At 64.9% G+C, this 13,082-nt stretch carries 13 protein-coding genes; 6 read left to right on the forward strand and 7 right to left on the reverse strand.

Features of this window, described 5'->3' with window-relative positions; genetic code table 11:
* Window positions 1–766 (forward strand): adenosylhomocysteinase (locus tag ACTHJR_RS12915; protein WP_440523639.1); only part of this gene is annotated, 766 nt, incomplete at its 5' end.
* A 75-nt stretch (window positions 767–841) separates the two neighbouring features.
* Here the strand turns inward: ACTHJR_RS12915 and ACTHJR_RS12920 are convergent.
* The 3 genes from ACTHJR_RS12920 to ACTHJR_RS12930 are packed head-to-tail and all read right to left on the reverse strand — an operon-like array spanning window position 842 to window position 4,052.
* On the reverse strand, window positions 842–1,570 hold the full coding sequence (locus ACTHJR_RS12920; RefSeq protein ID WP_440523640.1) for a TadE/TadG family type IV pilus assembly protein: 729 nt from the start codon (window positions 1,568–1,570) through the stop codon (window positions 842–844).
* A complete protein-coding gene (locus ACTHJR_RS12925) occupies window positions 1,567–2,157 on the reverse strand; it encodes a TadE/TadG family type IV pilus assembly protein (RefSeq protein ID WP_440523641.1) in 591 nt (196 codons plus the stop codon). The genes ACTHJR_RS12920 and ACTHJR_RS12925 overlap by 4 nt, the downstream gene beginning before the upstream one ends.
* On the reverse strand, window positions 2,154–4,052 hold the full coding sequence (locus tag ACTHJR_RS12930; RefSeq protein WP_440523642.1) for a pilus assembly protein TadG-related protein: 1,899 nt from the start codon (window positions 4,050–4,052) through the stop codon (window positions 2,154–2,156). The genes ACTHJR_RS12925 and ACTHJR_RS12930 overlap by 4 nt, the downstream gene beginning before the upstream one ends.
* A gap of 75 nt (window positions 4,053–4,127) precedes the next feature.
* Between ACTHJR_RS12930 and ACTHJR_RS12935 the strand changes: the two genes are divergently transcribed.
* Window positions 4,128–4,787 carry a squalene/phytoene synthase family protein gene (locus ACTHJR_RS12935; protein WP_440523643.1) on the forward strand — a complete coding sequence of 220 codons (660 nt, stop codon included), beginning with the start codon at window positions 4,128–4,130 and terminating at the stop codon, window positions 4,785–4,787.
* 75 nt (window positions 4,788–4,862) lie between these two features.
* A complete protein-coding gene (locus ACTHJR_RS12940) occupies window positions 4,863–5,354 on the forward strand; it encodes an EF-hand domain-containing protein (RefSeq protein ID WP_440523644.1) in 492 nt (163 codons plus the stop codon).
* A 52-nt stretch (window positions 5,355–5,406) separates the two neighbouring features.
* On the opposite strand, the gene trmFO is transcribed toward ACTHJR_RS12940, so the two are convergent.
* Window positions 5,407–6,723 carry a methylenetetrahydrofolate--tRNA-(uracil(54)-C(5))-methyltransferase (FADH(2)-oxidizing) TrmFO gene (gene trmFO, locus ACTHJR_RS12945; RefSeq protein ID WP_440523645.1) on the reverse strand — a complete coding sequence of 439 codons (1,317 nt, stop codon included), beginning with the start codon at window positions 6,721–6,723 and terminating at the stop codon, window positions 5,407–5,409.
* Window positions 6,724–6,801: 78 nt separating this feature from the next.
* On the opposite strand from trmFO, the gene ACTHJR_RS12950 reads away from it, so the two are divergent.
* Both ACTHJR_RS12950 and ACTHJR_RS12955 read left to right on the forward strand, forming a co-directional pair.
* Window positions 6,802–7,485, forward strand: a complete 684-nt coding sequence (locus ACTHJR_RS12950) for a lysoplasmalogenase family protein (protein ID WP_440523646.1) — start codon at window positions 6,802–6,804, stop codon at window positions 7,483–7,485.
* A complete protein-coding gene (locus ACTHJR_RS12955) occupies window positions 7,460–7,891 on the forward strand; it encodes a DUF488 domain-containing protein (protein WP_440523647.1) in 432 nt (143 codons plus the stop codon). Before ACTHJR_RS12950 ends, ACTHJR_RS12955 begins: the two co-directional genes overlap by 26 nt.
* Here the strand turns inward: ACTHJR_RS12955 and ACTHJR_RS12960 are convergent, their stop codons facing one another.
* The 3 genes from ACTHJR_RS12960 to ACTHJR_RS12970 form a co-directional block, all read right to left on the reverse strand.
* Window positions 7,892–8,242: a DUF952 domain-containing protein gene (locus ACTHJR_RS12960; RefSeq protein ID WP_440523648.1), complete on the reverse strand. Its 351-nt coding sequence runs from the start codon at window positions 8,240–8,242 to the stop codon at window positions 7,892–7,894. It lies immediately after the preceding gene.
* Between the two features lie 148 nt (window positions 8,243–8,390).
* Entirely contained in the window at window positions 8,391–11,162 is a 2,772-nt protein-coding gene (gene gyrA / locus ACTHJR_RS12965; RefSeq protein ID WP_440523649.1) for a DNA gyrase subunit A, read from the reverse strand.
* Between the two features lie 94 nt (window positions 11,163–11,256).
* Window positions 11,257–11,871: a hypothetical protein gene (locus ACTHJR_RS12970; RefSeq protein ID WP_440523650.1), complete on the reverse strand. Its 615-nt coding sequence runs from the start codon at window positions 11,869–11,871 to the stop codon at window positions 11,257–11,259.
* A gap of 178 nt (window positions 11,872–12,049) precedes the next feature.
* Between ACTHJR_RS12970 and ACTHJR_RS12975 the strand changes: the two genes are divergently transcribed.
* A partial coding sequence (locus ACTHJR_RS12975; protein WP_440523651.1) for a hypothetical protein occupies window positions 12,050–13,082 on the forward strand: 1,033 nt, incomplete at its 3' end.

Genomic DNA, 13,082 nt, shown 5'->3' on the forward strand with positions numbered 1-13,082 from the left:
GGCGATCAACGTGAACGATTCGGTGACCAAGTCGAAGTTCGACAACCTCTACGGCTGCAAGGAATCGCTGGTCGACGCGATCCGCCGCGCGACCGACGTGATGCTCGCCGGCAAGGTCGCCTGCGTCGCCGGTTTCGGTGACGTCGGCAAGGGCTCGGCCGCGTCGCTGCGCAACGGCGGCGCCCGCGTGCTGGTGACCGAGATCGATCCGATCTGCGCGCTGCAGGCGGCGATGGAGGGCTATGAGGTCGTGACGATGGAGGAAGCGGTGACCCGCGCCGACATCTTCTGCACCGCCACCGGCAATGCCGATGTGATCACCGCCGATCACATGAAGGGCATGAAGAACATGGCGATCGTCTGCAACATCGGCCACTTCGACAGCGAGATCCAGATTTCGGCGTTGTCGAACTACAAGTGGACCGAAGTGAAGCCGCAGGTCGACCTGGTCGAGTTCCCCGACGGCAAGCAGATCATCATCCTGTCGAAGGGCCGCCTGGTGAACCTGGGCAACGCGACCGGCCACCCGTCGTTCGTGATGTCGTCGAGCTTCACCAACCAGACGCTGGCGCAGATCGAGCTCTTCACCAAGGCCGACGAGTACAAGAACGACGTTTATGTCCTGCCCAAGCATCTCGACGAGAAGGTCGCCGAGCTGCACCTCGAGAAGCTGGGCGTGAAGCTGACCAAGCTCAGCCAGAAGCAGGCCGATTATATCGGCGTGCCGGTCGAGGGGCCATTCAAGCCCGATCACTATCGCTATTGATCTCGAAAGAGATTTGAAAGCGGGAAGGCCGGCGGGAAACCGTCGGCCTTTTCGTATGCTTGTGTTCGTTGTCGATCAGGCCGGATATTTATCGCAGGTCATCCGGGTCGCCGCGGGCGACGGATTGTAGATCTGCGTGAAATCGCGATTGTCGCGTACCACATAGGACGCGACATAATGGATGCGCGAGGTGCCGAACAACCAATTGCCGACGACCGGCTGATAGAGATAATTCACCTCGACGAACATCACGCCGCCCTTGACCGGGGCGTTCACTTGTTGGCCCGCGTCGCCCATGCCAGACGGCGCGAGCGTGCCGGCATCGGCCGGGTCGGTGGTCGTGCCGGCGGTGACGGTGGTCGTGCCATAAGACGAATCGTAACCGGTCCCGGGTTTCTGCCCCAGACAGCGCTGCCAGTGGATGCGCTGCGTACCGGTACTGTCCGTCTCGAGGCTGGAGACGATGATCCGGCCGTTGGTGGTGAGACCGATGTTGGCGCCCTGGTTGCGCGCGGCCTGCAGAACATCGTTCATGTCGACTTCGCGAAGCTGCTCGATATTGACGTTATTGAGCAAGCCGACCCGAGACGCATTGTCCGCGAGGTTGAGCGCGATCTGGCTGACCTTCAGGTTGATCAGGGCGAGGTTCGCGGTCTCGATGCCATACAGGCCGATCATCAGCACGAGCGGCATGGAGAAGGCGAATTCGAGCAGCGCCAGGCCGCTCTTGTCGCGGGCGAGGCGGCGGCCGGTGGTCGGAGCGAACGACTTCAGGGTGCGCGCGAGGCGGAAAACGGGCGTCATGTGCACACCTGTTTGGGAGTGATCACCGATTGCGAGGCATAAGGTTGGTTCTTGAGCAACGTGCTCGACGAGATGGTTACGGTGGATGACCAGCCGAACAGCCGCGCCACGGGAAAGAGCCGCGGATAGGTGACGGTGACGGTATAGACGGTGACGTCGTTGGCGCCGCCCTGACCGGTGATGCCGGGGTCGCTGTCCCACGAACCGTTGCCGTTGACGTCGGTGAAGCATTCGCCCGCGTCGCGCACGCCGTTGCCGTTGGAATCGGTGAAGGGTTCGGGCTTGATCAGGCTGAACGAGTCGTAATTCTTGCGGGTGAAGGTGAAGGTCGCGTTGGCGGCGACCTTCTTGACCATGTCGCTGACCTTCTGGTCGATCGCCGCGGTGTTGTTCGCCGCGCCCTGGATCGTCGAATCGCGACCCGCCTTCTGCAGCGATCCGTTGAGGATCGCCTGCGCGTAGATCTGATAGGCCAGGTCGCTGATCCCCATGAGCATCAGGATCATGACCGGCGAGACGATCGCGAATTCGACCAGCGTCGCTCCCCGCGTGTCGCGGGCGAGGAGCCGCAAGCGCCGCCCGATCATTGCGAGATCCTGAGCAGGGCGACCTGCTTGGCGATGCTCTGGAAAGCGGTGTTCAGCGAGGCGTTGTCGCTGGCGTAATAAGCCTGTCCGGGAGATGCGCACGCCTGAAGCTGGGTGGTCAACGTCTGGCCGAACCCGACCACGAACACGGTGATGCCACGCGCCTTGGCGGCCGAGCATTCGGCGACGAAACGCGCGTTGTGATAGGACAGGTCGTTCGACAGGCCCGACGTGCCGGTAACGCGCTTGGCGTAATATTCCATGCCGTACATACCGTAGATGTTGTAGTTGGGCGCCATGTCGCCGTCGGTCATGAACACGATGTAGCGGTTCGGGTCGTTGCGCCCCGGCCATGCCGCGGTATCGGCCGCGAAGATGCCGTTGGGCGAGATCATCCGCGTGCCCCAGATCATGCCGGTATCGTGATAGGTGCCGCCCTGCGGCACGAAGTCCGACGCGGTCAGATAGGCGTTGACCTGATCGCGCGTCATGACTGCGAGGCGCGAGACGGGCTTGCCGCACGACACATAGCCCGACGACATGTTGCTGGCCCAGCCGTTGGCGGCATAGGGGATCATGTTGGTATAGGTGGTCGTCGGCCCGTCGGTCGTCGGCTTGTAGTCGCCATAGGGCGTGCTGCCGTTGCCCGCATAATCGATCGAGCTGTTGTTGCCGCGGTAGTAGACCACATCCGGCCACATCGGCCGCCACCGGGTGGAGTCGCTGCTCGGGATCAGGTCGGGGTCGAGATCGGGCGGCAGGTTGCTGACGTCGAAACTCGACGACGCGGTCGTGTCGCGCTCTTCCAGGCAGCCTTGCCAGGTGCTGGTCGCGCCGGTGATCTTGCTCGGATCGGTCACCGCCGTGCCGGTCTTGTACTGGCTCGTATCGTACGTGACGTTCTGATAGCGCCAGGTCGGTTTGACCGGCTGCGACTTGACCGCACAGGTGCCGTTGCTCGACGAGGTCCAGGTTACCGTTTTAACGGTCGCCGTGCCGCTCGTCGTATAGCCGGTCGCGGGCGTGCGTCCGGCGTAGGTACTGCAAGTCGCGGAACTCGTATTGGTGTAATTCGTGGTGCTGGACGACCCGTTGTTGGCATCGACGGTGATGCTGCGCGACGGGTAGGTCCAGCTGTTCACGACATAGTCGGGGGATACCGCGGTCACCGCGTAACCGGCGTTTACCGTCGACGTGTAGGTCACGAATCCATAACGGATATGGGTCGACGGATCGACGTTGGCCGCGATCGTATCGTAGAAATTGAGCACTGCGCTGCGCAGGCCCGAGATCTTCGAGCCGCTTTCCTCCACAGCGTGATAGCCGATCGTGCCGTCCGGCCGCGTATAGCTGACCGCCGACGCGCCGCACGGGTCGTCGGCCGTGGTGCAGGCCATCGAGCCGGTGGTGTCCAGCACGAACATGACGTCGGTATCCGCGATGTCGTAGCGCGCCTGGCAGGTGACGTTGAGCGTCACGTCGGGCATGCCGAACATCTTCATGACCGACATCGGCGCGGTGGCCTGCGCCACGCCGGAGACCTGATTGTCCGCCGTTTTGCTGGGTGTGAACGAAACCGAGCTGGTCTTCATCCAGCCGCTGGTGAAATTGTTCCTGAAGAACGTGTTCGCCTGGTTGGTGGCGTCGGTGTCGAGCGTCGTCGCGCCCGAGACCGCCATCGCCTTGCGTCCCGCCAGCACGCCGGCGTCGCAGGCTTGTTGCAAGCGGACCTTGACCATGTAGAGGCGGGCGGTATCCACGCCCGATCCGACAAGGGCCGAAATTGGAATGAGCGCGATCGCCATCATCGCCAGCGTGTTGCCGCGAACGTCGTGCCGGAGCCGCCCCATGAAGGTGCGCGCCGTTCCCAGCCTGCCGCTGAAAAGTCCGAACATGTGCCCCGTTCCGCCCGATCTGGTCCTACGAGCCTGCGCCTTGCACCAGAAACGGCTAACCGCCTCTCAATCGGGATGGTTAACGGCGCGGTGACCACGTCCGGCGATCCGTGGCGCGATCTGGCGATAGGCTATGCGCCCGCCCCGGCGCGCGCGGGGCTGATCGCGCTGTTCGAGCTCGACGCGGCGCTTGGCAATGTGCTGCGCACCACGCGGGAACCGCTGATCGGCCAGATGCGCCTGGCCTGGTGGCGCGAAGCCTTGCAACGGCTCGACGTCGCCCCGCCACCCGGCGAACCGGTGTTGCAGGCGCTGGCCAAGGTCGCGTTGCCGCTGGGCGTTACCGGCGGGACGCTGGCGGGCATGATCGACGGATGGGAGCCGCTGCTGGGCGAGTTCGGCCCGGATGCGATCGATGCCCATGGGCACCGGCGCGGCCGATTGCTGTTCGAGACCGCCGCGCGGGCGATCGGCGCGGCGGACGGCGATCCCGCGGGCGAGGCCGGCACGGGATGGGCGCTGGCCGACCTCAGCGCGAATCTCGCCGACGCGGGCCATGCCGCGACCGTGCGCGCGCACGCGATGGCGGCGCTGTCGCGCGCGGGAACCGGGCGGTGGAGCGGTAACGGGCGCGCGCTCGGCGCACTGGGGCTGATCGCGCGGCGCGGACTCGCCGGCACCATTCCGCCGCGCTTCGTCTTCCGCCTCGCGCGTTTCCGGCTGACCGGCCGATAGCACCATGATGGAGGTAACTGGTTTTCACCGGTACGTCCGCGCGCTAGCGTGATCGGAAAGCTAGGGGAGCAGACGATGTGGCGATATCTGGCGGGGGCGGCGGCTGGCGTGTTGCTGGTGGTGGCCGGAATGACTTTGCAGGCGATGCGTTCGCCGCCCGCGCCACGCCTCGCCGCGATGCCGGCCACCGATATTCCCGCGACCGCACCCGGTGCGCAAGCATCCGACCCGGCCGTTCCCGAAGCGCTGCCCGCGACGCGCGAGCAGAAGCGGTTCGACCGTTATGACAAGGATCGCAACGGCTCGATCACGCGCGACGAATATCTGATGGCGCGGCACAAGGCGTTCGCCAAGCTGGATGTCGATGGCAATGGCACGCTCTCGTTCGACGAATGGGCTGCCAAGGCAGAAGCCAAGTTCGCCTCTGCGGACAAGGACAAATCGGGGGCGATGAACGCCGCCGAGTTCGCCACCACCGCGGTCAAGCGCAAGGCAAGGCCGCGCCCGAAATGCGCGCCCGAAAAGGCGCCCGCCGCCGCTGACGAGGGCAGGGAGGACGATTCCTAAGGAAAACCGTCAAGGGAGCGACCGTCCGCCGCCGTCGGGATGGCGAACCGCTTCAAGCCGCGATCCAATCGGCCAGCGCGGCGCGGGCGCGGTCGGTATACATCTTCTTGCGATCGGCCTTTTTCGTCCGGCCGGCGATCGGCGGGAACAGGCCGAAATTGACGTTCATCGGCTGATAGGTCGTTGCTTCCGCCGCACCGGTGATATGATGGAGCAGCGCTCCGAGCGCGGTTTCGACCGGCGGCGGCGGCAACACCTCGCCGCGCAATTCCGCCGCCGCGAACCGACCCGCGAGCAGCCCGATCGACGCGCTTTCGACATAGCCTTCGCACCCCGTGATCTGCCCGGCGAAGCGGATGTTGGGTCGGGACTTCAGCCGCAATGTCGGGTCGAGCAATTCGGGCGAGCGGATGAACGTGTTGCGATGCAGCCCGCCGAGCCTGGCGAATTCGGCGTTTTCGAGCCCCGGAATGGTTCGGAACAGCCGAACCTGCTCGGCATGTTTCAGCTTGGTCTGAAAGCCGACGATGTTCCACAAGGTCCCGCTGGCATTGTCCTGGCGCAACTGGACGACGGCATAGGGCCAGCGCCCGGTGCGCGGATCGTCGAGTCCGACGCCTTTCATCGGCCCGAAGCGCAGCGTTTCGGGGCCGCGCTCGGCCATCACTTCGATCGGCATGCAGCCCTCGAAATAGGGCGTGTCCTTTTCCCATTCGCGAAATTCGGTCTTCTCGCCGTCGATCAATGCCTGAACGAAGGCGTGATATTGATCCTTGTCGAGCGGGCAGTTGATGTAATCCTTGCCGTCGCCCTTGTTCCAGCGCGACTGGAACCAGGCGGTGTCCATGTCGATGCTGTCGCGATGGACGATCGGCGCGATGGCGTCGAAGAACGCCAGTGCGTCGCTTCCGGTGGCGGCACCGATGCCGGTCGCGAGACCGGGGGCGGTGAGGGGACCGGTCGCGACGATCGCGAGGCCTTCGCCGGGTAAGGTGTCGACGCGCTCGCGCACGATCGTAATGTTGGGATGCGTCGCCAGCCGCGCGGTGACGCCGGCGGAAAAGCCGTCGCGGTCGACCGCCAGCGCCGAGCCCGCGGGCACCTTGTGGCGATCGCCTTCGCTCATGATGATCGAATCGAGCGCGCGCATTTCCGCGTGGAGCAGGCCGACCGCGTTGTTCTCGGCATCGTCCGAGCGGAAGCTGTTCGAGCAGACCAACTCGGCTAACCCGTCGGTCTGATGCGCGGGCGTCATGTCGCCGCCGCCGCGCATCTCGGACAGCTTCACGCGCACGCCCGCCTCGGCGAGCTGCCACGCGGCTTCGGATCCGGCGAGGCCGCCGCCGATGATATGGATGTCGTGGGTCATTGTGCCGCGCGATAGCGGGATGACTCGCCGATGACAAAGCATGTTGCCGGATGGCGGAGGTCGCGCCATCCTCCGGTCATGATCGCGACGCCGCCCAAGCTCCGCGCCCTTTGGCTGTTTCTCCTCGCGCTGGTAGCGGGGGCGAGCTTCTGGTTCGTCGGGCAGCACACCGTCCCGACCTTGCCTTGGATGGCCTGGAAAGGCGCAGGAGTCGCGTTGCTGGCCGTCTGGGCCGCGGTCAACGCGCATAATCGCGACGGCTGGCTGATCACCGCGGTCATGTTGTTCGGCGCGCTCGGCGACGTCCTGCTCGAGCGCAGCCAGACCGACGGCGCCCTGGCGTTCCTGGCGGGACATCTGACCGCCGTCCTGCTCTACCTGTCGCATCGCCGCGCCAAGCCGACGCCGAGCCAGATAGCGTTGGCGATCCTCTTGCTGATCGCGGTGCCCGTGATCGCTTTCCTGCTGCCGGCCGATCGAACCGGGGCGCCGGGCATCGCGCTGTACGCGACAGGGTTGGGCGCGATGGCCGCGAGCGCCTGGATCAGCCGCTTCCCGCGCTATCGCGTCGGGTTGGGCGCGGTGATGTTCGTCGCGTCGGACTTGTTGATTTTCGCCAAGATCGGGCCGTTCTCGGGGTCACTGATCCCCATCTTCCTGATCTGGCCGCTCTATTTCGCTGGCCAGGCGCTGATTGCCTGGGGAGCCGTGACAACCTTGCTGCGTTGGAAAGACGATGAAGATCTTCACCATCGGCTATGAAGGCGTCACAATGGACGAGTTCCTCGCCGCGCTGAAGGGCGCCGGGGTAGAGCAGGTCATCGACGTCCGCGCGCTGCCTCTGTCGCGACGCCCCGGCTTTTCCAAGAACATCCTGGCGGCGTCGCTCAAGGATCAAGGGATCGGCTATGTCCATCTAAAGGCGCTCGGGACACCCAAGCCGGGGCGGGACGCGGCCAAGAAAGGCGATTGGCGGACGATGGAGCGCGTCTATGCCGGCCAGCTTCATCTACCCGAAGCGCAGGCGCAGGCAGCGCGATTGCGCGATCTCGCGTCCGAGAAACCTTCTGCCTTGCTGTGCTTCGAGCGCGACCCGAAACATTGCCACCGGACGATGCTGCTGCGTGAGGAAGGCGGCGAGTTCGAGGTCGTCGACCTGCTGCCCTGATCAGCCAGCGACGGGGAGTTTTACCGTCCCTTCGTTATCGCGCTCGAGCGGCGAATAGGCGACCACGACCTCGAGCGGCATCGGACCGTAGACGTGCGGGAAGAGCGCGCCGCCCCGCGATTCCTCCCATTTCACGCTGCCGCCGAGCGCTTCGAGATCGATTGCCGCGACCCACAAATCGTTCTGGCCGGCGAAATGCTTGTCGACCGTCTCGGTCAGCTGATCGCGGGTGGACAGATGGATATAGCCATCGGCCAGGTCGACCGGCGCGCCCTCGAAACGGTCGGCTTCGAGCGCGTGCATCTGATCGGCGGTCAGCACTTTGTACGCGGTAGTCGGCCGCTCGGTCATACATCTCTCCGCACGCTTGATTTCGTCATGCCGGGCTTGTCCCGGCATTCGCCGGGCAACGAGCCATGGCTTCCGTCGTTGCACGGCGGACCCCGGCACCAGCCTGTTCCGAGCGCCGACGCAGGCGGCGCCGAGGGAGCGAACGAGACTAGTCGCCGTCCGCGGGTCCAGCCGCGCTGTCGTCCGCCGTGTCCGCGCCGGTGTCAGATGCGATCTCCTGGTCCTCCGCGGTCGTCAGGTCGGCTTCGGCATCGCCTTCGCTTTCCTCGATCCGCGCGGCCGAGACGACATGTTCCTCCTCGGCGACGTTGAACAGGCGGACGCCGGCCGAGCCGCGGCCGATCACACGCAAGTCGCCGAGCGACATGCGAATAAGCTTGGCCTGGTCGGTGACCAGCATCAGCTGGTGGCCCTTGGTTGCGGCGAAACTGGCGACGACCAGCCCGTTGCGCGCGATATTGTCGATATTGGTGATGCCCTGGCCGCCGCGCCCGGTGCGGCGATATTCGTAAGCCGAGGACAATTTGCCATAGCCGTTGGCGCAGACGGTCAGGATGAACTGTTCCTTGGCGATCAGTTCCTCGTAACGAGCATCGTCCATTTCGCGCGGCTTGCGGACGCCTTCGGTATCCTCGCCCTTCCAGGGGGCGTGGCGCAGATAATCCTCGCGCTCTTCCTGATCCTTGACCCCGACCTTGTGCAGGATCGACAGCGAGATGACCTCGTCGCCGTCGGCCAGCCGCATGCCGCGCACGCCGGTCGAGTTGCGGCTCTGGAATTCGCGGACATCGTCGCCGGCGAAGCGGATCGCCTTGCCCTGGCGGGTCGCCAGCAGCACGTCGTCGCTTTCGTCCAGCAAGGCGACGCCGATCAGCCGGTCGTCTTCGTCCTCACCCTCGAACTTCATCGCGATCTTGCCGTTCGACGGCACGTTGGTGAACGCGTCCATCGAGTTGCGGCGCACCGATCCCTTGGCGGTCGCGAACATGACATGGAGCTTGCCCCACTCAGTCTCGTCCTCGGGCAACGGCAGCACGGTCGAGATCGTCTCGCCCTCGGCCAGCGGGAGCAGGTTGATCATCGGCCGCCCGCGCGTCGCCGGTCCGCCTTCGGGCAGGCGCCACACCTTCATGCGATAGACGCGGCCGAGCGTGGAGAAGAACAGCACCGGCGTGTGGGTCGAGGTGACGAACAATTCGGTGATCGCGTCCTCGTCCTTGGTCGCCATGCCGGCGCGGCCCTTGCCGCCGCGATTCTGCGCGCGGAACGTGTCGAGGCTGGTGCGCTTGATATAGCCTTGCACCGTGACGGTGACGACCATCTCCTCGCGCTCGATCAGATCCTCGTCCTCGATGCCGTCGGCGGCGGCGGCGATCTCGGTACGGCGCGGGGTGGCGAATTCTGTGCGGACCGCCACCAGTTCCTCGCGCATCACTTCATAGAGGCGCACGCGATTGGCGAGGATCTCGAGCAATTCGGCGATCGACGACGCCAGTTCCTCGAGCTCCTTGCCGATCTCGTCACGGCCGAGCGCGGTCAGGCGGTGGAGGCGCAGGTCGAGGATCGCGCGGACCTGCAGATCCGACAAGCGATAGGTATCGCCGGTGACCTCGACATCGGTCGCCTCTACCAATTTGATGTACGAGGCGATCTCGGCGATCGGCCATTCGCGCATCAGCAGGGCATGCCGCGCCTCCGTCGGGCTCGACGACCCGCGGATGATGCGGACGACTTCGTCGAGATTGGTGACCGCGATGACCAGGCCGAGCAACAGATGGGCGCGGTCGCGCGCCTTGGCGAGCTCGAACTTCGAGCGGCGCGTGATGACCTGTTCGCGGAACTGGATGAAGGCCTGGATGAAGTCGCGCAGGTTGAGGATGTCGGGCCGCCCGCCGCGGATCGCCAGCATGTTGGCCGGGACCGATCCCTGTGCCGGCGTGTGGCGCCACAGCTGGTTGAGCACGACCTCCGCGGTGGCGTCGCGCTTGAGGTCGATGACGATCCGCACGCCCTCGCGGTTCGATTCGTCGCGGATATCGGCGATACCCTCGATCCGCTTGTCCTTGGCGGCCTCGGCGATTTTCTCAACCAGCGCGTTCTTGCCCTGCTGGTACGGGATTTCGGTGAGCACGATCGAGCGGCGGTCGTTGCGTCCTTCCTCGATCTCGTAGCGCGAGCGCACGATGATCGAGCCGCGGCCGGTTTCATAAGCGGAGCGCGCGCCCGAACGGCCGAGGATCACCGCACCGGTCGGGAAGTCCGGCCCCGGGATGATCTCCATCAGCTCTTCGGTCGTGATCGCGCCATTGTCCATATACGCGAAGCACGCGTCGATCACTTCGCCGAGATTGTGCGGCGGGATGTTGGTCGCCATGCCGACCGCGATGCCGCCGGCGCCGTTGACCAGGAGGTTGGGGAAACGCGCGGGCAGGACCGAGGGCTCGCTTTCCGATCCGTCGTAATTCGGGACGAAATCGACCGTGTCCTTGTCCAGGTCCTCCATCAGGAACCCGGCCGACTTCGCCAGGCGCGCCTCGGTATAGCGCATCGCGGCGGCGGGGTCGGGATCCATCGAGCCGAAATTGCCCTGGCCGTCGATCAGCGGCAGCCGCATCGCCCAGTCCTGGGTCATGCGCGCCAACGCCTCGTAGATCGAGCTGTCGCCGTGCGGGTGATATTTACCGATCACATCGCCGACGATGCGCGCCGACTTGCGGTACGGGCGGTTATAGAAGAATCCGCTCTCCTGCGCGGAAAACAGGATGCGGCGATGCACCGGCTTCAACCCGTCGCGCACGTCGGGCAGCGCGCGGGCGACGATCACGCTCATCGCGTAATCGAGATACGACGACTTCATCTCGTCGACGATGGAGATCGGGGTAATGTCCGAGGGGTCGGCGAGGACGGTCTCGTCGGTCAAGGTCCGGTATCTTTCAGGTGATGTTGCTGTTCGATGACGACCCTAGCGGGTCACACAGCCGATGTCACGCGTGCGCGCGTACGCGCGCGAGGGATCAGCTCGATGGAAGCGCTGCGATGCAGGTGTCGGCAATCGCATAAGCATTACCGAGATCGAGCGCGGCGACGATCGTCTGCTCGATCGGCGCTTGGGCCGCAGCCTCGTTCGGGTAGCCGGCGCGGCTGATGGCGGCATCCGACAAAGGGCGGTAGCTCTTCAACGCTTTCAGATATCGGTCGAGAGCGGTGCGGTCACCGGTTTGCTCGAAAGCCTTTTCGGATGACCCGCCGATGAAGTTCAGCTCCATGACGCACATGACGTTACGCCTGAGACCATCTGTCGGCAGGACTACCTGCCCGGTACGTCGCGCGACGGGGAAACGAGCGTCGCAGACGGAAACCATCCGGCGCCCCTGGTCGATTGACAGCGGCGGGCGCGCGGCAAAGTCGCTTTTGACTCGCCCCAACGCAGCCATTAGCGTGGTCGCGCCGGTATCGAGATGCGCGGCTTGGGTCAGATAATAGGTCACATGCGCTGCGCCGATGAGCCGTGTGTCGCTGGTTGCTCCGCTCGCAGCGACGCTCGCGCACATAAGGGCTGCATCACGAGCGCCGACGTCGGCGGCCCCCGCCGGTTGGGGCGCGGCCATCAACATCAATGCGGCCAGCATCTATTTACCCCCCCCCAGTCCTCGGTCCGTCGGTCGTCTGTCTTCTAGCGTGGCGATTGCGCCATTCAATCCGCGTTCAGCCCCATTCGCCCATTTGCGCGGCGATGCGCTTGAACCCTGGGCGCCCGCTGACTAGAGGCGAAGGGGAAGGGTTCCCCCGCCCAAGATGGAGAGTTTGATGAAGAGCATTTCGACGGCCGCCTTCGCCGCGGCGATGGTCGCCGGCGCGGCCGGCCTGGCCTTTGCGCCGCCCGCCTTCGCGAAGAAGAAGGAAGAGGCTCCCGCGGGCCCGCAATATACGCAGGCGGTGGCGGTCGCCGCCAACAAGGCGAAGACCGCGCTGCTCGCCAAGGACCTGGCGACGGCCGAGGCGGCGGTCGGAGAGGCCGAAGCGGCCGCCAAGACCGACGACGACAAATATATCGCCACCTTCCTGCGTTATGCCTTGGTGTCTCAGAAGATTGCCGACGCCTCCAGCGGCACCAACGGCGCGTTCGACCCGGCCCCGATGATCGCGCCGCTCGACGCGCTGATCGTCAATCCGAAGACGCCGGCCGACATGCTGCCCAAGTTCGAATACAGCCGCGCCACCATCGCTTATGACGCCAAGGATTGGGCGCGCGCGATTCGCCTGTTCCAGCAGGCGCAGCAGCACGGATCGACCGAAAAGAACCTGCCGCTCTATCTGGCAAAGTCCAAGGTGCAGGGTGGTGACACCGCTGGTGGCATGGCGGATCTCGAAAAGCTCGTCGCCTCGGGCACGCAGTCCGAGGACATCTACAAATATGGCATCGCGCAATCGGCTGCCGCCGGCCTGACGCCGCAGACGGTGACATGGCTGAAGCGGTGGGTCGTCGCCTATCCGACCGCCAAGACCTGGCGCGACGCGCTGAGCTTTTACGCGTTGACGCAGAAGCCGGTCGCGAAGCTCGACAAGCGGCAGTTGATCGACATCTTCCGCCTGATGCGTCAGACCAAGTCGTTGCCGGATCAGAATTATTACGAAGAATACGCGCAGAAGGTGATGGATATCGGCCTTCCGGACGAGACCAAGGCGGTGATCGCGGAAGGCAAGGCACTGGGCAAGATTCCGGGCGCGGGAAGTCCCAACATCCAGGCGCTCGTCTCGAGCTCGAACAGTCAGGTCGCCAACGAAGGGTCATTCGCCGGGCTTCATCAATGCGAAGGGGCCGGCGAACGCGAACGCCATC

Source organism: Sphingomonas sp., assembly GCF_051962185.1.
Taxonomy (GTDB): Bacteria; Pseudomonadota; Alphaproteobacteria; order Sphingomonadales; family Sphingomonadaceae; genus Sphingomonas.

Bases quoted from the DNA above. Each gene is read 5' to 3' on its own strand.
- ACTHJR_RS12920 (WP_440523640.1), bottom strand. From the start codon at position 1,570: ATGACGCCCGTTTTCCGCCTCGCGCGCACCCTGAAGTCGTTCGCTCCG.
- ACTHJR_RS12935 (WP_440523643.1), top strand. From the start codon at position 4,128: ATGGTTAACGGCGCGGTGACCACGTCCGGCGATCCGTGGCGCGATCTG.
- ACTHJR_RS12930 (WP_440523642.1), bottom strand. From the start codon at position 4,052: ATGTTCGGACTTTTCAGCGGCAGGCTGGGAACGGCGCGCACCTTCATG.
- ACTHJR_RS12950 (WP_440523646.1), top strand. From the start codon at position 6,802: ATGATCGCGACGCCGCCCAAGCTCCGCGCCCTTTGGCTGTTTCTCCTC.
- ACTHJR_RS12960 (WP_440523648.1), bottom strand. From the start codon at position 8,242: ATGACCGAGCGGCCGACTACCGCGTACAAAGTGCTGACCGCCGATCAG.
- ACTHJR_RS12970 (WP_440523650.1), bottom strand. From the start codon at position 11,871: ATGCTGGCCGCATTGATGTTGATGGCCGCGCCCCAACCGGCGGGGGCC.
- ACTHJR_RS12925 (WP_440523641.1), bottom strand. From the start codon at position 2,157: ATGATCGGGCGGCGCTTGCGGCTCCTCGCCCGCGACACGCGGGGAGCG.
- ACTHJR_RS12955 (WP_440523647.1), top strand. From the start codon at position 7,460: ATGAAGATCTTCACCATCGGCTATGAAGGCGTCACAATGGACGAGTTC.
- ACTHJR_RS12940 (WP_440523644.1), top strand. From the start codon at position 4,863: ATGTGGCGATATCTGGCGGGGGCGGCGGCTGGCGTGTTGCTGGTGGTG.
- trmFO (WP_440523645.1), bottom strand. From the start codon at position 6,723: ATGACCCACGACATCCATATCATCGGCGGCGGCCTCGCCGGATCCGAA.